Raw genomic sequence first — 23,110 nt, forward strand, 5'->3', positions numbered from 1 at the left:
CCCGCCAGGCCTGCCGGCTTCGTCCAGCCTAAGGCACCCGAACCCATGTCAAATCGAGCCTCGGTGGGGTGGCTGCGGGTCCGATGTGGGTGGGTCGGTGGGCGTTGTGGGTGGGGTGGTGGGTGTTGTGGGATCCGGCGGGCGGGCGGTGGGGAGAGCGCACGGCCGCCCGCCGGAGGTCACATCGGGTTGGGGTCACTTCGGGCTGGGTCACTTCAGGTACGGGCCGTCCGTGCCGACTTTGCCCGGTGCGGGGTTGTTCGGTAGGTCGAGCACGTACACGCGGGCGTTGCCTTTGCCTGTGGGGTTCAGTGAGAGGCTGCCGGCGGTGACGATCCTCGTGTCACCGGTGACGGCGTCGCGGTAGGTGCCGTTGGGGATGCCGGTGAAGGTGGCCGCGCCGGAGATCGCGACCAGGGCGAAGCTGTCCACGGAGCCGGAGGTGTAGCGGCGCTTGAACGCCATCCCGCCGGACACGCCGTCGGTCGAGTACTGGCCCTTTTGGAGGGCGGGGACGGCGCGGCGGATTTGGTTGAGCCGTTGCACGTGCTTGACCAGTGGCTTCTGCAGGGTGGTGGCGACCGCGCCGGACGCGGACGAGACCTCGCCGTAGTCCGAGGCGGTCACCTGGCCCGCGATGAGGTCGCCGAAGTAGGCGCGGCCGGTGGTGGCCAGTGGGCAGGTCGGGCCGCAGTCGATCTGCTTGCCGGCCTGGAACTCGACCTCCGAGCCGTAGTAGAGCGTCGGGATGCCCCGGAACGTCCACATCAGGCTCATGTTCTCCGCCCACGCGTCGGTTCCGCCCGCGTAGCGCACGGTGGACTTGTTGGGCCCGAAGTCGTGCGAGTCCACGTAGGTCACGTTGTAGGTGGCGTCGTTGGTGGAGTCGTCGGAGTCCTTCGCGTTCCAGAACGCGTTGTTCGCGTCGCCGAAGTTCATGTGCATCCGCATGTCGATGATGTTCATGCCGGAGAACTCCGAGTGGTCCGGGGCGTGGTAGGCGTTGCCGTCGAGGAACGCGTTGCGGCTCGTCGGCTGGCCGCCGGTGCCCATCCCCTGCTCGTAGGCGTACTGCTCCAGGGCCGCGGTGGCGTCGTCGGCGCTGTAGTCGCGTCGCTCCTTCCAGGTGAAGAACTGCGCCGAGTGGTTGACCGAGCCGCGGTTCCACTTGTCGTTGACGAACGCCGCCACCTCGCCGAAGACGAAGAAGTCACGGCCCTTGTCGCCGAACTTCGCGGTGGCGTGCTGCTGGATCGCGGGCAGGAACCGGCGGTTCCAGGTGACCCGCGGGACGTGCACGGCGGTGTCGACGCGGAACCCGTCCACGCCCATGTCGATGAACCGGTTGTAGGCGTCGATCAGGTACTTCTGCACGATCGGGTTCTCGGTGTTGAAGTCGGCGAGGTCTTCGTGCAGCCAGCACGACCGCGAGTCCTCGCCCTCCCAGTTGCCGATCCAGCAGCGGTGGTAGAGCTGGGCGGGGAACATGCCCGACGTGGGGCTCGGCCACTGGCAGCTGTAGATCCGGTAGCCCTCCGGGCTGGTGTGCTGGGTCGGCTTGCCCCAGTCCACGCACGTGTTGCCGGTCGGTTCCGCGGTCGACCACAGGTCGCCGTTGTAGTAGGACTTGCCCGTGTTCGGGTCGATGGTCAGGCCGTCGTACTCGAAGCCCTGCACCGGCTGGTCGTAGTACCAGGACCACTGGTCGTCGCGGACGCCGAACACCTTCGCCTGGAACAGGCCCTTCGCGCCCCACCGGGAGCTGTGGTTGTAGACGACGTCCTGGTAGATCTTCAGGCCCTTGGCGTGCGCTTTGTTGATGAGGTCCTGGTAGGTCGCGCCGGGCGTCTCCAGGCGCGGGTCCACTCGGTGGAAGTCCCAGCCGTGGTAGCCGTGGAAGTCGTAGTCCGAGCGGTTGAGCACCACCGGGGTGATCCAGACCGCGGAGAAGCCCAGGCCCTTGATGTAGTCGAGCTTGTCGATCAGGCCCTGGAAGTCGCCGCGGAACATGGGGTCGTTGGTGGCCGCGTTGCCCGAGCGGACGTGCAGGCTGCCGCCGCGGTTGTTGGCCGTGACGCCGTCGTTGAAGCGGGCGGTCATCACGAAGTAGATGGAGTCCTCGCGCGGGTCGCCGCCCAGCGGGGTGCCGCCCGGCGGTGCGGGCGGCGCGTCACCCGTGGTCACCGTGACGTACGCGGTGGACGCGGACTTGTTGCCCGCCGCGTCGTAGGACTTGAGCGCGTAGGAGTAGGTGGTGTTCGCGGTCAGCGGCCCGTCCGCGAAGCCGACCGCTCCGGTGTTCCGCACGACCGTGCCGAGCGCGCCGCCGGTGCGGGTGATCTCGTAGCCCGCGACGGCGACGTCGTCGGTGGACGCCTGCCAGCTCAGCGACACGGTGAGCCCGGACGCCTCGGCCCGCAGGGCGGTGGGCACGCTCGGCGCGACGGTGTCCTGCGGGGCAGGGGGTCCGCAGGGATCGGCCGCGTTCGGCGTGACCACGCCGTCCTTGACGGTGCTGCGCCCGGTCGGCAACGCGTAGTCGGCGCCGTTGTTGTTGTCCCACTGGCCGGAGCCGTTGTTGAACGCCGCCTTCAGGCCGGTGGCCCGACCCAGGTCGACCGACGCGCGGGCCCAGTCGGGGCACACCTGCTCCATGGGCACGCCCGGAACGGCGGTCCACGTGCCGCCGGTCGGCTGGTAGTGGATCCGGGTCGCGGTCCAGTTCCGCGCCTTCGAGTGGTAGTAGACCTCCGCGTGGTTGGTCGGGTCCGGGTCGGGGCCTGGCTGCGACCCGCACGGGTCCCCGATCCCGACCACGCCGCCGGCCACCGTGACGACGCCGGTGCCGAGGCTGTAGTTGCGCCCGTTGTTGTTGTCCCACGTGCCCGAACCGTTGTTGAACACGGCGACCAGGCCGGTGGCCTCGCCCAGCGACACGGTCCGGCGGACCCAGCCCGCGCACGCGGCGGGCTCCATCCGCTCGCCCGGCACGGCCGTCCACGGGCCGTTGCGCGGTTGGTAGTGCACGTTGGCGACCGGCCAGCCCGACGGCAGCCGGTAGAAGACGGTGGTGGTGTCGGCGGTGGCCGCCGCCTCGGTGGCCTGCCGCTCGACGGCCCCGCCCGGCACGGTCCAGAACGCCCAGACCAGTCCGACGGCCACCGACAGGGCGGTCAGGCGTCGCGATCTCGCTCGCATTCACTGCTCCCGTCACGCTTCGTTGCGCAAAGTGGTGCAATTGCTTGCAGGCTAGACCCGAGCGCTCTCCGCCGTAAACGCCTGACGAGCACGAATGCCCGGCCATCGTTGCAAGGATTTGCGGACTGGTCCCTCCGGGCGGTCCTTAGTCGATCTCATGTCGTCGGTCCGACCGGATGTCGTACGGTGTCCCGATGACCGAGCGGGCAGCGGGAGGCGGTGTGGTGCCGCGGGCGCTGAGTTCGTTCGTCGGCCGCAAGGATTTGCTGGCCGAGCTGCGCCGGCGGATGGGCGCCTCGCCGCTCATCACGCTGACCGGCGTGGGCGGCGGCGGCAAGACCCGGCTGGCGTTGGAACTGGCCGCCCAGGTGCACCGCGCCTACGACGACGGTGTGCGAGTGGTGGAGCTGGCGTCCGCGCGCGGCGGCGACCCGGAACTGCTGGCGCAGGTGGTGTTGAGCGCCGTCGGTGTGCCCGACCAGGCCACCACGACGCCGCTGGAGACGCTGGTCGACTACCTGCGGCCGCGCCAGGTGCTGCTGGTGCTGGACAACTGCGAGCACCTGGTCGAGCCGGTCGCGCACCTGGTGCGCGCGGTGCTCGGCGCGGCGCCCGGGGTGCGCGTCCTGGCCACCAGCCGGGCCCGGCTGCGCGTGCCCGGCGAGGTGCTGGTCATGGTGCCGCCGTTGGACGTGCCCGCCGAGGACGCGCCGCTGGACCTCGGCTACGAGTCCGTGGCGCTGCTGGTGGACCGGGCCGAGGCGAGCGTGCCGGGCTGGCGCGTCACCCCGGAGAACTGGCCGGACGTCGTGCGCGTGCTGCGCCGCGTCTCCGGCATCCCGCTGGCCATCGAGCAGGCCGTCGTGCGGATGCGGTCCATGCCGGTGTCCCTGCTGGCCGACCGGCTCGACGACGTGATGCGCGTGCTCACCGCCAACGACACCACCTCGGTCGAGCACCACCAGACCATGGCCGCGCTCATCGACTGGAGCCACGCCCACTGCACCACCGCCGAGCGCCTGCTGTGGGCGCGGCTGTCGGTGTTCGAGGGCGGGTTCAGCCTGACCGCCGCCGAAGCCGTGTGCGCCGGCGCGGGGCTCGACGCGGAGGAGGTCGCCGACGCGCTGGCGGGGCTGCTCGACAAGTCGATCGTCCTGCCGTCGGCCGACCGCAGCCGCTACCACCTGCTGGAACCGCTGCGGCAGCACGGCGCGGCCCGGCTGCGGGCCGCCGGCGAGGTGGACGAGGTGCGCCAACGCCACCAGGACCACTTCCGCCGCGAGGCCGCCCGGCTGGCCGAGTCGTTCGAGGGGCACAACGAGGCCGCGCTGCTGGCCGCCGTCGACGCCGACATGGCCAACCACCGCGTGGTGCTCGCCGACCTGATCCGCAACCCCGACACCGTGCACGCGGGTCTGCAGATGAGCGTGGACCTGGCCCGCACCCGCTGGTACACCTACGCCGGTCGATTACCGGAGGAACGGCTGTGGCTGGGCCGCGCGCTGGCCGCCACACCGCCCACCGCGGACCCGTTGCGGGCCAGCGCCATCGCCCTCGACGCCTGGATCGCGCTGTGCCTGGGCGTGGAACGGGAACTCGTCGCGCGGCGGGTGGATGAGGCCGACGCCCTGGCCCGCGAGGTCGGCGGCCCGGTGCCCGCCGTGACGTTCGTGCGCGGCGCGTACGCCGTGCTGGCGCTCGGTGCGATCGAGGGCGTGGAACTGCTCCGCCAGGCCCACGCGGAGTTCGGCGCGCTGGGTCCCGCGTTCGCCGTCGACCACCACCTCGCCCACATCCTGCTCACCGTCTCGCTGGTCCTCCTCGGCTCCCGCGAACAGGCCGAGCCCGCCGCCGAGGAGTTCCACGCCGAGTGCCAGCGCCTCGGCGCGCAGTGGGGCATCAGCTGGGCCCACTGGTGCCGCGGCGTCGTGCAGACCCGCTGGGGCGACCCCGTCGGCGCGCTGGACGTGCTGATGGAGGGCCTGCGGGTCCAGCGGGAGATCCGCGACAAGTGGGGACCGCTGTGGTCCATCGAGGCGCTGGGCTGGGCGCACTCCCGGGCCGGCGACGGCGTGGCCGCCGCCCGCATGCTGGGCCTGGCCCACGGGCTGCACCGGGTCACCGGCGTCCGCGTCGACGGGCTGGTGCCCTTCGCCTGGGTCACCGCCCAGGCCGTGGCCAGGGCGCGGGCCGTGCTCGGCGAGGAGGAGTACGCCCGCGCGTACTCCAGCCCGGCCGAGTCGGTGGAACAGGCGCTGGCCGTGGTGCTGGACGAGGTCCCGACCGCGGAACCGGACCGCCGGCCGGGCGGCCTGACCCCCGCCGAGTGGAACGTGGCCAAGCTCGTGGGGGACGGCCTGTCCAACCCGGAGGTCGCCACCAGGCTCGTCATCTCCCCGGCCACCGTGCACACCCACCTGACCCGCATCTACCGCAAGCTCGACATCACCAACCGGCACCAGCTGATCACCCTGCTCGCCGGCATGGCCGACTGACACCGGCGCGTGGCGTGGGACCGGTGCCGGTCCCACGCCACGCGGACGTCACAGGCCGATGTTCGCCCGGTGAATCAGCAGCCCGACAGACGAGCGGCCCGACGACCGCCCGCACCGGGGCGGCACCGCAACGGGCGACGGGTCGGTCGGTGGGCGCGGACAGGTCGGTGGGCGCGGGCGGCAGGTCGGTGGGCGCGGGCAGGTCGGCGCGGCGGCCGGAGGGCCGTGTGCGCCCTCACCCCTCCAAGACCACGGTCGCGGCCGCGAACGAGTTGGGCACGACCTTGTCCCCGCGCTCCAACTCCCCCGCCTCCACCGCCAACCGCGCCTTGGGCGCGCGGACCCGCAGCGCCATCAACGCCGCCCGCGCCTCGATCCGCGCCAGGTGGTGCCCCAGGCAGAAGTGCACGCCGTGCCCGAACGCCGCGTGCCCCAGCGCCGCGTTGCCGCCCACCGGAGTCCGCGTCGGGTCGAACCGGTCCGCCGTCGGGCCGTGCACCTGCGGGTCGCGCCCGGCCGTCCCGAGGCCGATCATCACCACCGACCCCTCGGGGATGACCCCGCCGGGCACCTCGATGTCGGCGGTCGCGCGGTAGTGCGGCGTGACCCGCACCGGCGGGTCCCACCGGGCCGCCTCCTCGATCGCGGCGCCGACCGTGTCCTCGTCCAGCGCCTCCCACGCGCCGGGCGTCGAGAGCAGCGCCACGGTCGCGTTGCCGATCAACCCGGTGGTCGTCTCGTGGCCCGCGACCACGAGCAGGATCGCGGTGGTCAGCAACTCCTCCGGCGTCAGCCGCTCGCCGTCGACCTGGGCCTGCACCAGGCCGCTGAGCAACGCGTCGTCCGGCTGGTCGCGCTTGTACTCGATGAGCCCGGCCAGGTAGCCGAACATCGCGTCCGACGCGGGCACCACCAGCTCCGGCCGTTCGGTCATCATCGCCGCGGTCCAGTGGTGCAGCTGCTCCCGGTCCTCGACCGGCACGCCGAGCAGGTCGCAGATCACCGCCAGCGGCAGCGGGAACGCCAGGCCCCCGATCAGGTCGGCGTCGTCCGGCAGGGCCGCGACCAGCTCGTGGGCGGCCCGCTCGACCGCCGGGCGCAGGGAGTTGATGCGGCGCGGCGTGAACGCCTGCGACACCAGCGCGCGCAGCCTGCGGTGGTCCGGCGGGTCGGTGTTCAGCATGGACGGCCCGATGATGCGCGACAGGTCGGTCGGCCTGCCCTTGCGGGCCAGCTGGTCCTGCATCGCGGCGCGCAGGCCGGCCGCGTCCTTCGCCAGCCGGTCGTCGGCCAGCAGGGCGCGGGTGGCCTCCAGGCCCATCGTGGTCACCAGGACCTCGAGGCCGTTGGGCAGCTCGGCGGGGTGGACGGGTCCGAGGCGGGCCAGCGCGTCCTCGTGGGCGTGGTGTTGCCAGCCGCGCAGCGGGCCGCCGACGAGGGCCTGTCGGTCCGGGGCGAACTCCGCGGTCAGCTGCACGTCGTCTCCTTGATGCGATGGGGGTTGTGCGGCGTCCACTTTCGTGCGAGCCCCACACGTCGCGCATCCACCGCGTTCCGTATTCCGGGTGACGGCGTACGGAGATCGGTGGACATGATCCTCCCATCCCGAATACGGAGGAGGATACGGATGGTGGTTGATGCGGAGTCCCGCACGAACGCGCGACCCTGGCGGGGTTCGGCACCCCGACGGCCGAACCCCGCCGGGCGGGTCAGGCGGGTCGGCCGCCGCCCGGCGTCCCAGGGGGGACGGGAAGAGGGCCGCACCCCGCGCGGCCCTCTTCCAGAGCCACACCCCTTGTTCGCGGCCGGACCGGCCGCCTCCACCACGACGCGAGCGTCCCGCGGCTCGGTCTCCCCCTCCGACTGGACGCCCGGCGGCTCGATCCGCGACCGCGATCCCGCCGGACGCGCGGTCGCTCAGTCCGCCGCCGCGATCCGAACCATCGACCCGTAGGTTGTCGACGTGTCGTCAAGAGGAATGCAGCTCGGCGTCTACAGCTTCGGCGACCGCCACGCCGACCCCGTCACGGGCGAGCAGGTGTCCGTCGCGGACAAGCTCGCGCAGACGCTGGAGCGGATCAGGCTGGCCGACGAACTGGGGCTGGGCTTCTACGGCCTGGGTGAGCACCACCTCGCCGACTACGCGATCTCCAACCCCGGCACGGTGCTGGCCGCCGCCGCGAGCGTCACGTCGCGGATCACCCTGAGCAGCGCGGTGACCGTGCTCAGCACCGAGGACCCGGTGCGGGTGTACCAGCAGTTCACCACGCTCGACCAGCTCAGCCGGGGCCGGGCGGAGCTGCTGGCCGGACGCGGGTCGTTCACCGAGTCGTTCCCGCTGTTCGGGGCGAGCCTGGAGGACTACGACGAGCTGTTCGAGGAAAAGCTCGCCCTGCTGCTCCGCCTGGACCGCGAGCACCCGATCACGTGGTCCGGGCGGTTCCGCGCGCCGCTGCGGGACGCGCACGTCCACCCCCGCCCCTACGGTCCGCACCTGCGGATCTCGGTCGGGACCGGCGGCAACCCCGAGTCGTCCATCCGGGCCGGCCTGCTCGGCCTGCCCGTGGTGTACGCGGTGATCGGCGGCGAGCCCGAGCGCTTCGCGCCGCTGGTGGACGTGTACCGGCAGGCCGGCGAGGCGGGCGGCCGGGCAGCCGCGGACCTGCACGTCACCATGAGCGCCATCGGCCTGATCGCCCGCCGGTCCCAGGACGCCAAGGACGCGTTCTACCCGTACTGGCTGGAGACGATGAAGTACGGCGCGCGGGCGCGCGGCTGGCCGGTGCCGTCCCGCGCCGAGTACGACGAGTGGACCCGCGGCGCGCGGTCGATCTTCGCGGGCAGCCCGGAGGAGGTCGCGGAGCGGCTGATCTCGGTCGGCCGCCTGGTGGGCGCCGACCGGTACGCGATGCAGGTGGACTGGTCCGGCGTGCCGCACCGCATGGTCATGGAGGCGATCGAACTGCTCGGCACCGAGGTCCTGCCGTTGGTGGACCAGGAACTCGGCAGGCCCGCCGGCGACTGAACCCGCCACACCCGGTGTGACCCACGGCACGCGCGACACCGGCAGCACTCGCCGCAGCCCGTCCTCATACAGTGCATGACGGAAGCTTCAGCGGACTCGATCGGGGTGCTGGCGTTGACCGACGCGCCCGGGGTCGGGCCGCCCCCCGAGTCGGACGCCGACCTGTGGCGGGCCATCGCGGGCGACGGGCCGCGGGCGCACGCCGCGTTCACCGAGCTGTTCCAGCGCCACGCCGAGGCGGTGTGGAACTACGCCTACCGGCTCACCGCGTCCTGGGCCCAGGCCGACGACCTGCTCTCCACCGCGTTCCTCGCCGCCTGGCGCACCCGCGGCCGGGCCGTGCTGACCCGCGACTCCGCCCGGCCGTGGCTGTTCACCGTCACGGCGCGGCTGGCCCGCGACGAGCGGCGGGCGGGCGCGCGGCTGACCGCGTTGGCGCAGCGGCTGTCCCGCACGACCCCCGAACGCGACCACGCCGACGCGGTCGCCGAGGGCGACCTGGCCGAACGCCGGCTGCGCCGGGTGCTGGCCGCCGTCGACCGCCTGCCCCGCGCCGAGCGCGAGGTCGTGCGGCTGTGCCTGCTCGGCGAGGTCTCCACGGCCGACGCCGCGCGGCTGCTCGGCATCGCCGAGGCCAGCGTCCGCGCCAGGACGTCCCGGGCCCGCGCCCGCCTTCGCGGGCTGATCGAGGAGGAATCCGATGACTGACCTGGACCTGCCGCCGACCAGCCCGCTGCCCGACGGCGTGCGGGCCGTCGCGCTCACCCGGCTGCGCGCGGGCTTCGACGCGCCCCCGCCGCGCCGCCTCCCGCTCAAGGTCGCCGCCGTCGCGGTGGCCGTGGTCGCGGCGGCGGCCCTGGCCGTGCGGTTCACCGCCCCCGGCGACCAGGCCGCGACCGCGTCGAGCACCACGGCGATCCCCGAACTGCGCCACCACGACGCCCACGTCTTCTACGACGTGCGCGAGGGTTCCGCGCCGGCCGGCATGGCGCGGCGCTGCCAGGCCCGCTCCGCCGCCCTGCCGCCGCCGGAGCGGTGGACGGCGATCGCCACGGCGTCGCAGCGCCGGGTGGACCTCGCCGCGTTCGAGACGACCGCGGGGATCGTGTTCTGCGAGACCACCCCGATGTCGGTCACCGTGTCGTCGCCGCAGGCCGACCCCGGCGCCCTCGCCGTCGCGTTCACCACCACCACCGGGTCGATGGCGGGGTTCACCGGCGCCGACCCCCGGCCGCTCCTGCTCTCCGCGCGGACCGGCGACCAGGGTGAACGGGTGATCGTGGCCCGGTCGGGCCGGGTGTTCCTGATGCCGAACGGGTTCGTCTCGGACGGCGTGGTGGCCCGGCCCGAGGTCTCCTCCTCCGACGAGCTGGTGCAGGGGTTCGAGCTGACCACGCCGCCGCCCGCCGCCACCGCGGTCGACCGGCCCGTCACCCCCGAGGACCGCACCGGGCCGGAGGGGCGCAGGCTGGGCGAGTGCCTCGCGGACCAGCCGCGGCCCGTGCCGGACGCCGACGCCTGGCGGGCGGGTCGGGCGGTCGCCCTGACCCCGACCGAGTCCGTGCAGCTCGGCCACTACGGCGACCTGCTCCTGCTGTGCCGGCAGGACCGGACGGTCGTGGTGTACGACCTCGCCCGACCCGACGCGCCGCAGTGGGCCGGGATGCTCGTGTCCGGCGGGACCCTGCGCGGCGCGCGGGTGTTCTACGACTTCGGCCACGACGGGTCGAACACCGAGGCCCTGATCGCGGAGGTCACCGACCCGCGGGTGGCGAGCGTGACCCTGGTCCGCCCCGGTCTGCCGGACACCACCGCCGTGCCCGTGGCCGGTTCGGTGGTCGTGCCGGGCCTCGGCGACGGGGCGCGGTTCGTGGTGCGGGACGCCGCCGGGACCGTTCTGGAGGAGATCACGCCCGGCTCCTGACCGCGGGGTTCGATCACGACACCACGGGGTAAGTGTCCGTTATGTCCGGACGAGTAGCGGTGTTCGCCCCTTCCCCCGAGTTGACCGTCACGGTCGAAGAGCTGGACGGCACGCCCGACATCCACATCCACGCCGGAGGGCAGGGGGTGTGGATGTCGCGCATGATCGAGTCGTTGGGCGCCGAGGTGGTGCTGTGCGCGGCGCTGGGCGGTGAGACCGGGCAGGTGCTGCGGCACCTGATCGGGGTCGAGCTGAAGGCCCGCGACGTCGCCGCCCGCAACGGCGGTTACGTCCACGACCGGCGCGACGGCGGGCGCGACCAGGTGGTCCGGATGCCCGCCGACCCGCTGTCCCGGCACGAGCTGGACGACCTGTACGAGATGACGCTGGTCGAGGCGCTCGACGCGGGCGTCGCCGTGCTCAGCGGACCCGCGGCGGAGGACACCCCGGTGCCCGACTCCGTCTACGAACGGCTCGCCACCGACCTCGGCGGCAACGGCTGCCGCGTGGTGGTCGACCTGTCCGGCGCGCGGCTGGCCGCCGCGCTCGCGGGCGGCCCCGAGGTGGTGAAGGTCAGCCACGAGGAGCTGCTGGCGGACGGGTTCGCCGCGTCCGACGCGCTGCCCGACCTGGTCGACGGCTGCCGCAAGCTGGCCGAGGCCGGCGCGGCCGGCGCGATCGTGGTGTCGCGGGCCGCCGAGGAGACGCTGGCGTGGCTCGACGGGAAGCTGTACCTGGTGGAGGTGCCGGAGCTGAGCCCGGTCGACACGCGCGGCGGCGGCGACTCGATGACCGCCGGGCTGGCCGCCGGGCTCGCCCTGGGCAAGTCCCTGGAGGACTCCCTGAAGCTGGGCGCGGCGGCGGGCGCGGTCAACGTGACCCGGCACGGCCTCGGCACCGGCAGCGGTGACGTGGTGCGGGAACTGGTCGAGCGGGTGCGGCTGCGGCCGTGGGAGGACTCATGAGGGCGCTCATCACCAACGACGACGGCATCGACTCACCGGGGCTGCTCGCCCTGGCGCGCGGCGCGGTGGCGCACGGCTGGACGACCGTCGTCGCCGCGCCCGCGCGCGAGTCGAGCGGCACGAGCGCCGGGCTCACCGCCGCCGAGGACGACCGGCGCGTCCAGGTGGCGCGGCGCGAGCTGCCGGGGCTGCCCGACGTGCCCGCCTACGCGGTCGCCGCGCACCCCGGCTTCATCGCCCTGGTCGCGTCGCAGGGCGCGTTCGGCGACCCGCCGGACGTGGTGCTCTCGGGCGTGAACCGCGGCGCGAACGTCGGCCGCGCCGTGCTGCACTCCGGCACCGTCGGCGCGGCGCTGACCGCCGCCATCAACGGAGCCCGCGCCATGGCGGTGTCGCTTGACGTGGGGCTCGACCTCGACGTGCCGCACCACTGGGACACCGCCGTCGCGGTCGCCGCCGGGCTGTTCGACCGGCTCGCCGCCCTGCCGGTGGGCTCGGTGCTCAACGTGAACGTGCCCAACCGGCCGGAGGCCGGCGCGCCGCGGCGGGCGGGCCTGGCCGAGTTCGGCGCGGTCCGGACCAGGATCAAGGACAGTGACGACGGCTCCATCACCCTCGCCGCCGTGGTGGTCGCGGACGAGTTGACGCCGGGCACCGACGCGGCCCTGCTCGCCGAAGGGCGGGCGACGGTCACGCCGCTGCGCTCCGTCGCCGAGGACCCCGACCTGGACGTCCGGTGACGCGCACCCGGTGACGTCGGGGTCCGGTCGCACCCGGGCCTAGTCGTCCTCCCCGCGCTCCGCCGCCGGTTCGGCCTGCTCGCCGTCGGCCCGGCCCAGCGCGTCCGCCGCGCCGGTGACCAGGTCCGGACCGCCCCACTCGCGGCCCTCGGCCTGGCCCAGCCTGTGCTTGCCCATGGTGTGACCTCCCTCGATCCCCGGACAGATACCCACGAGGTCGGTGCTTCACACCCCGAATGCCGCGTTCCTCACCCCAAGTGGGGCAGCCCACGTGACAGAGCGTGATCGCCCGGTGGGATCAGCCGCCGGTCGAACCCGGCCGAGCGACACACCGGTCGGCGGACGGACCTCGTTCCGGGGTCGCGCCCCGGTTCAGCGACCCACCGGTTCAGCGACCCACCGGTCAGCCACGCACCCGGTCGGCACATCAGGCGGCGGAGGGCACCCGGTTCAGCGGCGCACCCGGCGGCTCGACTCGCGCACCACCAGCTCCGGCGCGAACAGCACGTGCTGGTGCCGGTGCTCGGCCGGCGTCATCGTCTCGGCGATCACCAGCTCCGCCGCGGTGCGGCCGATCTGCTGGCGCGGCTGGCGCACCGACGTCAGCGGCACCGCCGCCGCGGCGGCGAAGTCGATGTCGTCGTAGCCGACGATGGCGATGTCCTCCGGCACCCGCACCCCCGCCCGCACCAACACCTGCAGCAGGCCCAGCGCGAGCAGGTCGTTGGCGCAGAACACCGCGTCCGGCCTGGTGGAGCGGGCCAGGAGCTGTTCGGCGGCGCGCTGCCCGGACGCCACGTTCAGCGACGGGACCTTCAGCTCCTCCAGCACGCCCGCGTCCCGGCCCGACTTGCGCACCGCGTCCACCGCGCCCTCGTGCCGCTGGCGCGCCTGGTGGACGTGCTGCGGCCCGTTGAGCATCACGATCCGCTCGTAGCCCTCGGCGAGCAGGTGGGTGACCGCCAGCTCGCCGCCCGCCCGGTCGTCCACCGCGACCGAGCACAGGTCCGGGTCGCTGGTCGGGTGGTCGAGCAGCACCACGGACATGCCGCGCTCGCGCAGCCGGCGCACGGCGGCCAGGTCGGTGTCCACCGGGGTGATCAGCACGCCGTGCACGCGCTGCTCGGCGAGCAGTTCGACGTGCCGCGCCTCCCGCTGCGTGGACCCGTCGCTGTTGCACAGGATCACCGCGTGCCCGGCGTCGCTCGCGGTGTCCTCGACCCCGCGGGCGACGTCGGTGAAGAACGGGTTGCCCACGTCCAGCACGACCAGGCCGATGGCGCGCGGCGTGCCGGAGCGCAGTTGGCGGGCGGCGTCGTTGCGGACGAACCCCAGCTCCTCGATCGCGCCCATGACCCGGTCGCGGGTCGCCGGCGCGACGACCTCGGGCCGGTTGAGCACGTTCGAGACGGTGCCGACGGACACCTTCGCGCGCATCGCCACGTCGCGGATGCTCACCGGTGACCCCACCGCGCCTCCTCGGCGGACTGAAGGTGTGAAGGAGTGGACTGTACCGCCCGGCCCCGACCGCGGCCCCACTCCATCCTAACCGCCCCGGCCTGCGTTAAATCGTTTCACCTCCACCGGTCGGGGTGATCACCGGCACCACCGCGGTCACCGCAGGAACGCGGCGGCCACGCCCGCGTCCACGGGCAGGTGCGCGCCGGTGGTGTGCGACAGCTCCCCCGCCGTCAACGCGAACACCGCGTTGGCCACGTGCTCGGGCAGCACCTCGCGCTTGAGCAGCGTCCGCTGCGCGTAGAACGCGCCCAGCTCCTCCTCCGGCACCCCGTACACGGCGGCCCGCTGCGCGCCCCAGCCGCCGGCGAAGATGCCCGACCCGCGCACCACGCCGTCGGGGTTGACGCCGTTGACCCGGATGCCGTGCTCGCCCAGCTCGGCCGCCAGCAGGCGGACCTGGTGCGCCTGGTCGGCCTTGGCCGCGCCGTAGGCGACGTTGTTCGGCCCGGCGAAGACCGCGTTCTTCGAGGCGATGTAGACGATGTCGCCGCCCATCCCCTGCTCGACCATCACCCTCGCGGCCGCCTTCGCGACCAGGAACGACCCGCGCGCCATCACGTCGTGCTGGAGGTCCCAGTCGCGGGCGGTGGTCTCCAGCAGCGGCTTGGAGATCGACAGGCCGGCGTTGTTGACCACCAGGTCCACCCCGCCGAACGCCAGGCACGCCTCCTCGACGGCCGCCGCGACGGCGTCCTCGTCGGTCACGTCGACGATCGCGGCCACCGCGGTGTCCGGGCCGAGTTCGTCCGCCACGGCCCGCGCCGCGTCGGCGTCGACGTCCGCCACGACCACGCACGCGCCCTCGGCGGCCAGCCGCAGCGCGATGGCCCTGCCGATGCCCGACCCCGCGCCGGTGACCAGGGCGACCCGGGAGGCCAGCGGCTTGGGCGCGGGCATCCGCCGGAGCTTGGCCTCCTCCAGCGCCCAGTACTCGATGCGGAACTTCTCCGCCTCGTCGATCGGCGCGTACCTCGACACCGACTCGGCGCCGCGCATCACGTTGATCGCGTTGACGTAGAACTCGCCCGCCACCCGCGCGGTCTGCTTGTCCTTGCCGTAGGAGAACATGCCGACGCCGGGCACCAGCACGATCGCCGGGTCCGCGCCGCGCATCGGCGGCGAGTCCGGCGTGGCGTGCCGCTCGTAGTAGGCGCGGTAGTCCTCCCGGTACGCCCGGTGCAGCTCGCGCAACCGGGCCGCGACCTCGTCCGGCGGCGCGGTCGGCGGCAGGTCGAGCACCATCGGCCGCACCTTGGTGCGCAGGAAGTGGTCCGGGCAGGACGTGCCCAGCGCGGCGAGCCTGGGGTGCTCGGCGTGGGCCAGGAAGTCCAGCACCACGTCGGCGTCGGTGAAGTGGCCGACCTGCGGCCGGTCGGTGGACGCCAGGCCGCGCAGCAGCGGCGCGAGCGCGGCGGCACGCGCCCGGCGTTCGGCGGCGGGCAGCGGGTCGTGCAGCTTCGCGCCGAACGGGTCGGGCCGGCCGCGCGCGGCCAGGAATTCGGTGGCCCGGCGGATGATCTCCAGGGACCGGTCCCGGCACTGCGCCGAGGTCTCGCCCCAGGCGGTGATGCCGTGGCCGCCCAGGATCACGCCGATGGCGTGCGGGTGCTCGCGCGCGATCGCGGCGATGTCCAGACCGAGCTGGAACCCGGGACGCCGCCACGGCACCCACAGCACCCGGTCGCCGAACACCTCCTTGGTCAACGCCTCGCCGTCCGCGGCCGCGGCCAGCGCGATGCCCGCGTCGGGGTGCAGGTGGTCCACGTGCGCGGCCTCGACCAGGCCGTGCATGGCGGTGTCGATCGACGGCGCGGCCCCGCCCTTGCCGTGCAGGCAGTAGTCGAACGCGGCGACCATCTCGTCCTCGCGGTCCACGCCCGGGTAGACGTCGACCAGGGCGCGCAGCCGGTCCAGCCGCAGCACGGCCAGGCCGCTCGCGGTCAGCGTGCCGAGGTCGCCGCCGGAGCCCTTGACCCACAGCAGCTCGACCGGCCCGCCGGTCACCGGGTCGGTCCCCACCCCCTTGGCCGAGGTGTTGCCGCCCGCGTAGTTCGTGGTCGTCGGGTCCGCGCCCAGCTCGTGCGAGCGCTCCAGCAGTGCCTGCACCTGGTCGTCCCTGTCCCTGTCGTTCACGCGCCCCACCCCGCCTGCTCGCCGCCGACCCGTTCCGCCACGATCCGCTCGCCGTACCCCGACCGCGCGTAGGCCGCCATCGGGTCCGGGTCGAGCCCCATGCCCTCGCGCACGGACGCCACCAGCGGGCGGACGTCGGTGTTGAAGGCGTCCATCAGCACGGCGTTCGCGCCCAGCACGTCACCGGCGAGCTGCGCCGCGGTCAACGCCTCCCGGTCCACCAGCAGCGCCTTCGCGGTGGCCTCCTGCACGTTCATCACCGACCGGATCTGGCCGGGGATCTTCGGCTCGATGTTGTGGCACTGGTCGAGCATGAACGCCACGCCGGACTCCGGCGCGAGCGCCCCGCCGTGCACGACCTCGACCATGATCCGGAAGAGCTGGAAGGGGTCCGCCGACCCGACCATCAGGTCGTCGTCGGCGTAGAAGCGGGAGTTGAAGTCGAAGCCGCCCAGCTTGCCCGCCCGCAGCAGCACCGCGACGATGAACTCGATGTTGGTGCCCGGCGCGTGGTGGCCGGTGTCGACCACGACCTGCGCCCGCTCGCCCAGCTCCAGGCAGTGCGCGTACGCCGTGCCCCAGTCCGGCACGTCGGTGGTGTAGAACGCGGGCTCGAACAGCTTGTACTCCAGCAGGATCCGCTGGTGCGGCCCGATGCGCTCGTAGGTCGCGCGCAACGCCTCGGCCAGCCGGTCCTGCCGGGCCCGGATGTTGTCCTGGCCGGGGTAGTTCGTGCCGTCGGCGAACCACAGCTTGAGGTCGCGCGACCCGGTGGCGTCCATGATGTCCACGCACTCCAGCAGGTGGTCGAGCGCCTTGCGGCGCGCCGCCGGGTCCGGCGAGCACACGCTGCCCAGCACGTACGCGTCGTCCTGGAAGACGTTGGCGTTGATGGTGCCGATCTCCACGCCCAGGTCGCGCGCGTGCCGGCCCAGCTCGGCGTAGTCGGGCACCGCGTCCCACGGGATGTGCAGGGCGACCGACGGCGCGACGCCGGTGAACCGGTGCACCTCCGCCGCGTCGGCGATCTTCTCGTGCGGCGTGCGCGGCACGCCCCGCTGCGCGAACACCTTGAACCGGGTGCCGGAGTTGCCGAACGCCCAGGACGGCAGCTCGATCCGCTGCCCGGCCAGGGCCTCCCGCACGCCACCCGCACCGGGTGCTGCTGTCTTGCCGTCCACGTCGGGACTCCTTACCTGCTCAGTCGAGGTGGAAGACCTCGGTCAGCGGCCTCATGGCCTCGTCGGGGTGCCTGCCGTCCAACGCGGTGAAGAACTCGGCCATCTCGGCCTGCCACCGGTCGTTCACCTCGCGGGCCCGCATGCCCCGCTGGGCCGCGTCCCAGTCCGGGGTCTCCAGGTAGCCGACGAGCAGGCCGTCGTCGGCCAGGAACAGGCTGTAGTTGCCCCAGCCGGTCTCCCGCAGGGCCTCGCGCATCTCGGGCCACACCTCGCGGTGCCGCTCCCGGTACTCCTCCAGCCGCTCCGGGCGCACCCGGAGCAGGAAGCAGACACGTCGCACGCCGAACCTCCGGAGGAATGAAACGTTTCACAGGACGCTATTGTCGGGCGGTAAACCTTGTCAATGGTCTGGACTACGCGCCGCCTGCCGCTGTGGGTAACGGTGGGCGCGGGCCGCAGCGGGCCCCGGCGAGTGGGCGGTGTCGCGCACGTCGTCGTGGGTCACGGTGCGCGTGGGGCGGCGTCGGGCGCACGAGTTGTTGGGTCACGGTGGGCGCACGCCGTCGTAGAAGGCGACCCGGACGGTGATCTCCCGCCGCCCGCCGGCCGGGAGCGCCAGCGGCGCGTCCCAGGCGAGGGCCGAGCCGATGCCCTGGTACTGCCCCACCCGCACGAACCACGGGTCGGTCGGTCCGGAGAGCACGGCGGTCCACGCCCCCGCGGGGTCGTCGACCACGACCGCGAGCCACGGCGCGGTCCGGCCGTTGACCCGCTCCTCCCCCTCGCCGTCCGGGCTGTGGACCCGCACCGAACGGGGGTCGAGGTCGGGCAGGCGCCAGAACCAGCCGCCGTAGCCCGCGCCCGCGCGTCCCTTGCTGCCCGGGCTGTGCAGCACCACGTCGCGTTCGGCGGTCAGCACGCTGGTCCACTCCAGCTCCCAGCCGCCGGTCACCACCCGGCGGCGGGTGCGTCGGTGCTCGCGCAGCAGCACGCCGCCCGCCGAGTCGCACCACGCCAGTTCGCCGGGTCCGGTCTCCTCCAGCCGGCCCAGCTCGCCCGGCACGTACCCGCGGCCGGGCACGTAGTTGCGGCCGCCCCACAGGTTGACGCCGTTGACGTCCGGCAGGGCGAGGCCGATGCCGCGGTGCCAGGGGTGGTCGTCGGGGTGCTCGCCGGTCACCACGACGCCGCCGAGCGTGCGCACCGGGTGCAGCGCCGGTCGCGGCACGACCAGCGGCAGCCGCTCGGTGTCCCAGCCGTGCCGGGCTACGCCGGCCAGCGGGGACCACGGCACCTCCAGCTCGGCGAACGTGCGCAGCCGCTCGGCGGCCCTGGCCACCGCGTGGTCGACGCCGTCCACGTCGACGCGCTTGCCGTTGCGGCGCAGCCAGGCGCGGTCGATCGGGAGCGGGTCCGGGGCGGTGCGGACCGCTTCGACCACCTTCATGAACGCCCCGGTCGCGACGAGCGGTGAGTGCAGCGGCACGGCCGGGTCGCGGAGGTGGGCGAGCAGGTTGCGCAGCGGCGAGTCGTGCCGGTGGCGTTCCTCGATGCCGTCGATCACCAGCCGGTGCTCGCTGTAGTGCAGGTCGGCCCGCTTGCGGCTGCCGTGCACGGTGAGCACCGGTTCCCGCACCACCTCCGCGCACAGCGTCACGGCGACCAGGACGACCGTGCCGTTGCGCGTGCGCAGCCTCAGGCAGGAGGTGTCGTCGGCCTCGATGTCGCGGGCGCGCAGCAGCTCCAGCTCGATGTCGTGCACGTCGTCCACGCCCGTGCTGCCGTCCAGCGCCAACGCCGTCGCGATGCCGTGCGCGAACGGGTTCGTCAGCGCGCCGTCCACCACCGGGACGCCGTCGAGCGTGCGTCGGCCGGCCCACGGCGCGCGGGTGTAGTAGGAGTCGTCCCGCGACCAGGTGCCGCGCACGCCGATGCCCCGGATCTCGCCCAGCGCGCCCGAGCGGATCAGGTCGGCGAGGCGGTGCACGGCGTGCGAGCCGAGGCTCTGGAACCCGACCTGGACGGCGCGGTCGCCGGACCGGTCCACCAGCTCCCGCCAGCCGGTCAGGGTCGGCGTGGGCGGTTTCTCCAGGAGCAGGTGCGCGCCGGCGTCCAGGACCTGGTGCGCCAGCGGGAGGTGGGTGTGCATGGGGGTGGACACGATGCCGATGTCCGCGTCGCGCATCAGGGCCGCGAGGTCGGGGCTCACCGGTCGGTCGCCGATCAGCCGTCGGGCCTCGGGGTCGAGCGGGTTGATCTCGCAGACCCCGGTGAGCCGCGCCAGGCCCTCCGCTTCGAGGGCGGCGATCTGGCGCAGGTAGAGCCGCCCGTAGCCGGATGCGCCGGCGAGCACGAGGCGGGGTGTCACGGGCGGTCCGCGGCGAGGGTCCGGTCCGCGGCGAGGGTCCGGTCCGCGGCGAGGGTCCGGTCCGCGGCGAGGGTCCGGTCCGCGGCGAGGGTCCGGTCCGCGCTGGGTGCCGTCGGGCGGTGCGCGGATCGGTTCCCGGTCAGGGCTGGGTTCGCGGTGGGTGCGCCCCGGTGGTGGGCGTGGGCGGACCGGTGCGGGGCGGGTGCGTGGACCTTGCCCGGGAGCCGGTGGGGGTCGGGGGTGGCGGGTGGCGGGGCGATCACCGCTCCGGCCCCGCGCGACGGTTCGACCCGCATCCTTGACTCCTCGGTTGAATCGGTTCAACCACGCTAAGCGAGCCTGCCCGGTCCGTCAAGGCCCGTGTCCGGCCGCCGAAACCCCACCGGCTCCACCCCTTGCCATTTGCGTTGAATCGGTTCATCGTGTGGCGTCGTCACGCACCTCGCGCACCGTCGCGCCCTGGGAGGCCGCCGATGACCCGCGTCAGAACCCTGCCCGCCGTCCTGGCGGCCCTAGCGCTGGCCCTGAGCACGTCCCCGGCCGCGGCCGCGCCCGACGGCCCCCGGCTGGAGCGCCTCGACCGCGGTCTGGTCGCCGCGCGCACCGACGACGGGGTGTTCCTGAGCTGGCGGCTGCTGCGCCACGAGGTCACCGGCCACACCGGCACCGGCCTGGCCGGTCCGGCGTTCGCGGTCTACCGCGACGGCCGCCGCGTAGCGACCGTCACCGACAGCACCAACTACCTCGACCGCGAGGGCGGCTCGGAGTACCGGGTGGCCCCGGTGGTCCGCGGTCGGCAGGGCGAGGTCAGCGAGCCGGTCTCGCCGTGGGCGGAGAACTTCCACGACCTGCCGCTGCGCAGGCCCGCCGACGGCGTCACGCCGGCCGGCGAGGCGTACACGTACCGGGCCAACGACGTCAGCGTGGGCGACGTGGACGGCGACGGCAGCTACGAGTACGTCGTGAAATGGGATCCGTCGAACTCGAAGGACGTGTCCCAGGTCGGCTACACCGGCCCCACCTACATCGACACCTACCGGTTCGACGGGACCCTGCTGCACCGCGTCGACCTGGGCGTGAACATCCGTTCCGGCGCGCACTACACACAGTTCCTGGTCTACGACTTCGACGGCGACGGCCGCTCGGAGATGATGGTGAAGACCGCGCCCGGCACGAAGGTGACCACCTACGACCGGCGCGGCAACGCGGTCTCCGAACGGTACGTGACGATGCCGCGCGAGGACGTGCGGGCCGGGTACTCGCACAGCGACGACTACCGGCTCAGCGCCGCGGGCTACTACGAGCACGTGGTGGAGATGTTCCGCGGCTGGCACGCGCACCCCGAGGTGGTGTCCGGGCGGTGGCCCGCGACGTTGGAGCAGGCGTTCGGCATCGAGCCCCGGTACGCGTACCCGCTGTCCGACGCGGACGCGCGGGCGTTGGCCGACTACTTCGTGGACGTGTACGCGCCGGCCCGCAGCACGCGCAACGCCCTGCGGGCGTTCGCCGGCTTCATCGTGGACGGCCCGGAGTACCTGACGGTGTTCGACGGCAGGTCCGGCCGTGAGCTGGAGACGGTGCGGTACGAGCCGGGGCGGCACGACGACGGGTTGATGTGGGGCGACTACGCGTACTCCCGGATCGAGCCGGGCAACCGGGTCGACCGGTTCCTGGCGGGAGTCGCGTACCTGGACGGCAAGCGGCCGTCGGCGGTCTTCGCCCGCGGCTACTACACCCGCACGACGCTGGCGGCGTACCGGTGGAACGGCCGCAAGCTGGTCAAGGACTGGTTCGTGGACAGCGGCTGGGTGCCGATGAGCAACCCGTTCAACTCCGCGGTGCACGGCAAGGACGGCACGTCGCCGACGCACGGCGGCCTGGCCACGCAGGGCGCGCACTCGCTGAGCGCGGCGGACGTGGACGGCGACGGCAAGCAGGAGATCGTCTACGGCGCGTCGACCATCGACCACGACGGCAAGGTGCTCTACAACTCGTCGGCCGTGCTGCCGCCGGGCAGCGCGAACCCCGGCGCGGTGGCGCGACTCGGCCACGGCGACGCGTTGCACGTGACCGACATCGACCCGGCCCGGCCGGGGCTGGAGATCTACATGGTGCACGAGGGCGGGACGTCCGCGCCCTACGGCTACTCGTTGCGCGACGCGGCCACCGGCGCGGTGATCTACGGCGGGTACACCGGCCGGGACACCGGGCGCGGGATGATCGGCGACGTGCTGCCGGACGAGCCGGGGCTGGAGACGTGGGCGTCGCTGCCGGGCGGCACGGACGCGGCCGGGTTGTGGTCGGCGGACGGGCGGCCGCTGTCGACGGCGATCCCGGGCACGAACGCGAGCATCCGGTGGGCGGGCGACCTGACGACGCAGGTCGTGGACGGCGCGATCGACGTGACGCCGACGATCGACGACTGGCGGCGGGGGACGCTCCTGACCGCCGCGGGCACGCTCACCAACAACCACACCAAGGGCAACCCGTCGCTGGTGGCGGACGTGCTGGGCGACTGGCGCGAGGAGCTGCTGGTGCGCACGGCGGACAGCTCGGCGTTGCGGATCTACCTCAGCACGGAGGTCACCGGGCACAAGCTCTACACGTTGATGCAGGACCCGCAGTACCGGGTCGACGTGGCCCGGCAGCAGACGGCCTACAACCAGCCCGCGTACACCGGCTTCTACCTGGGCTCGGACGTCGATTGGGCGAAGGTGCCGCGTTAGGGTCGGCGGGTGATCACGCTCGCCGTCGCCCAGCCGCGCTGCACCCCTCACGACGTGCCCGCCAACGTGGCGGCGCACGCGGAGGCGGTGCGCGCGGCCGGGGCGCGCGTGGTGGTGTTCCCGGAGATGTCGTTGACGGGGTACCACTTCGACGCGCCGGCGGTGCCGTTCGAGCTGCTGGAGCCGTTGGTGGTGGCGTGCGGCGAGGCGGGGGCGGTGGCGTTCGCGGGTGCGCCGGTGGCCGGGCCGGAAGGGCCGGGCATCGGGGTGTTGGAGGTGTCCGGGGCGGGGGTGCGGGTGGCGTACCGGAAGATGTGGCTCGGTGGTGGGGAGCCGCGGTGGTTCCGGGCCGGTGACGCGCCGGCGGTGGTCGAGGTGGACGGGGTTCGGCTCGGGTTGGCGGTGTGCAAGGACACCGGGGTGCCGCGGCACGCGGCGGACACGGTGGCGTTGGGGGTGGACGTGTACGCGGCCGGGGTGTTGGAGCACGCCGGGGAGTGGGACGTGGTGGACGCGCGGGCGCGGCGGGTGGCCCGGGAGCACGGGGTTTGGGTGGCGGTGGCGAGTTTCGCGGGGGCCACCGGGGAGGGGTACGGGGCGGCGGCCGGGCGGTCGGCGGTGTGGGATCCGTCCGGGGAGGTGGTGGTGGCGGCCGGGGTGGAGGTGGGGGCGGTGGTGCGGTGTGAGGTGTCGGGGTTGGGGAACCGGTGAGGTGAAGGGCTGGTGGTTGCGGCCGGCTCGATTTGACATGGGGCCCGTACGAGCACCCCAGGCAGGCCGTAGCCGGCAGGCCCGGCGGGGAAAAGCGTCCCGCCAAGCCTGCCGGCTCCGACC

The 23,110-nt window shown here is 73.7% G+C and carries 16 protein-coding genes; 8 read left to right on the forward strand and 8 right to left on the reverse strand.

Going from position 1 to position 23,110, the window contains the following annotated elements; all coding sequences use genetic code 11:
• Positions 1-210: 210 nt before the first annotated feature.
• Entirely contained in the window at positions 211-3,198 is a 2,988-nt protein-coding gene (locus tag ACWEFJ_RS37865) for a carbohydrate binding domain-containing protein (RefSeq protein WP_449716739.1), read from the reverse strand.
• A gap of 194 nt (positions 3,199-3,392) precedes the next feature.
• Between ACWEFJ_RS37865 and ACWEFJ_RS37870 the strand changes: the two genes are divergently transcribed.
• Complete coding sequence (locus tag ACWEFJ_RS37870) at positions 3,393-5,693, forward strand: helix-turn-helix transcriptional regulator (protein WP_449716740.1); 2,301 nt, start codon at positions 3,393-3,395, stop codon at positions 5,691-5,693.
• 235 nt (positions 5,694-5,928) lie between these two features.
• Here ACWEFJ_RS37870 and ACWEFJ_RS37875 read toward each other — a convergent pair whose 3' ends face one another.
• On the reverse strand, positions 5,929-7,170 hold the full coding sequence (locus ACWEFJ_RS37875; RefSeq protein WP_449716741.1) for a cytochrome P450 family protein: 1,242 nt from the start codon (positions 7,168-7,170) through the stop codon (positions 5,929-5,931).
• A gap of 501 nt (positions 7,171-7,671) precedes the next feature.
• On the opposite strand from ACWEFJ_RS37875, the gene ACWEFJ_RS37880 reads away from it, so the two are divergent.
• From ACWEFJ_RS37880 to surE, 5 genes are all read left to right on the forward strand, one after another.
• Positions 7,672-8,718 (forward strand): LLM class flavin-dependent oxidoreductase, encoded by a 1,047-nt coding sequence (locus tag ACWEFJ_RS37880; protein ID WP_449716753.1) that lies wholly within the window; start codon positions 7,672-7,674, stop codon positions 8,716-8,718.
• A 75-nt stretch (positions 8,719-8,793) separates the two neighbouring features.
• The gene (locus ACWEFJ_RS37885) at positions 8,794-9,426 is read left to right on the forward strand and encodes an RNA polymerase sigma factor (protein ID WP_449716742.1); all 633 of its coding nucleotides are present in this window, start codon (positions 8,794-8,796) and stop codon (positions 9,424-9,426) included.
• Positions 9,419-10,642: a hypothetical protein gene (locus ACWEFJ_RS37890; RefSeq protein WP_449716743.1), complete on the forward strand. Its 1,224-nt coding sequence runs from the start codon at positions 9,419-9,421 to the stop codon at positions 10,640-10,642. Before ACWEFJ_RS37885 ends, ACWEFJ_RS37890 begins: the two co-directional genes overlap by 8 nt.
• Positions 10,643-10,683: 41 nt before the next feature.
• Positions 10,684-11,607, forward strand: a complete 924-nt coding sequence (locus tag ACWEFJ_RS37895) for a PfkB family carbohydrate kinase (protein WP_449716744.1) — start codon at positions 10,684-10,686, stop codon at positions 11,605-11,607.
• Positions 11,604-12,347, forward strand: a complete 744-nt coding sequence (gene surE / locus ACWEFJ_RS37900; protein ID WP_449716745.1) for a 5'/3'-nucleotidase SurE — start codon at positions 11,604-11,606, stop codon at positions 12,345-12,347. The genes ACWEFJ_RS37895 and surE overlap by 4 nt, the downstream gene beginning before the upstream one ends.
• A 39-nt stretch (positions 12,348-12,386) precedes the next feature.
• Here surE and ACWEFJ_RS37905 read toward each other — a convergent pair whose 3' ends face one another.
• From ACWEFJ_RS37905 to ACWEFJ_RS37930, 6 genes are all read right to left on the reverse strand, one after another.
• Positions 12,387-12,524, reverse strand: coding sequence for a hypothetical protein (locus ACWEFJ_RS37905; RefSeq protein WP_449716746.1), 138 nt, complete (start codon positions 12,522-12,524; stop codon positions 12,387-12,389).
• Between the two features lie 273 nt (positions 12,525-12,797).
• Positions 12,798-13,817: a LacI family DNA-binding transcriptional regulator gene (locus tag ACWEFJ_RS37910; protein ID WP_449716747.1), complete on the reverse strand. Its 1,020-nt coding sequence runs from the start codon at positions 13,815-13,817 to the stop codon at positions 12,798-12,800.
• A gap of 144 nt (positions 13,818-13,961) precedes the next feature.
• Complete coding sequence (locus tag ACWEFJ_RS37915; RefSeq protein ID WP_449716748.1) at positions 13,962-16,001, reverse strand: bifunctional aldolase/short-chain dehydrogenase; 2,040 nt, start codon at positions 15,999-16,001, stop codon at positions 13,962-13,964.
• Positions 15,998-17,146, reverse strand: a complete 1,149-nt coding sequence (gene rhaI / locus ACWEFJ_RS37920) for an L-rhamnose isomerase (RefSeq protein ID WP_449716754.1) — start codon at positions 17,144-17,146, stop codon at positions 15,998-16,000. The genes ACWEFJ_RS37915 and rhaI overlap by 4 nt, the downstream gene beginning before the upstream one ends.
• Before the next feature lie 55 nt (positions 17,147-17,201).
• Positions 17,202-17,522, reverse strand: a complete 321-nt coding sequence (locus tag ACWEFJ_RS37925; RefSeq protein WP_449716749.1) for an L-rhamnose mutarotase — start codon at positions 17,520-17,522, stop codon at positions 17,202-17,204.
• A 204-nt stretch (positions 17,523-17,726) separates the two neighbouring features.
• The gene (locus ACWEFJ_RS37930; protein ID WP_449716750.1) at positions 17,727-19,550 is read right to left on the reverse strand and encodes a DUF6807 family protein; all 1,824 of its coding nucleotides are present in this window, start codon (positions 19,548-19,550) and stop codon (positions 17,727-17,729) included.
• Between the two features lie 473 nt (positions 19,551-20,023).
• Here ACWEFJ_RS37930 and ACWEFJ_RS37935 point away from each other — a divergent pair, with 473 nt between their 5' ends.
• Positions 20,024-22,276: a rhamnogalacturonan lyase gene (locus tag ACWEFJ_RS37935; protein WP_449716751.1), complete on the forward strand. Its 2,253-nt coding sequence runs from the start codon at positions 20,024-20,026 to the stop codon at positions 22,274-22,276.
• Between the two features lie 9 nt (positions 22,277-22,285).
• On the forward strand, positions 22,286-22,987 hold the full coding sequence (locus tag ACWEFJ_RS37940; RefSeq protein ID WP_449716752.1) for a carbon-nitrogen hydrolase family protein: 702 nt from the start codon (positions 22,286-22,288) through the stop codon (positions 22,985-22,987).
• The last annotated feature ends 123 nt before the right edge of the window (positions 22,988-23,110 follow it).

This window comes from Actinosynnema sp. NPDC004786, from assembly GCF_053601135.1.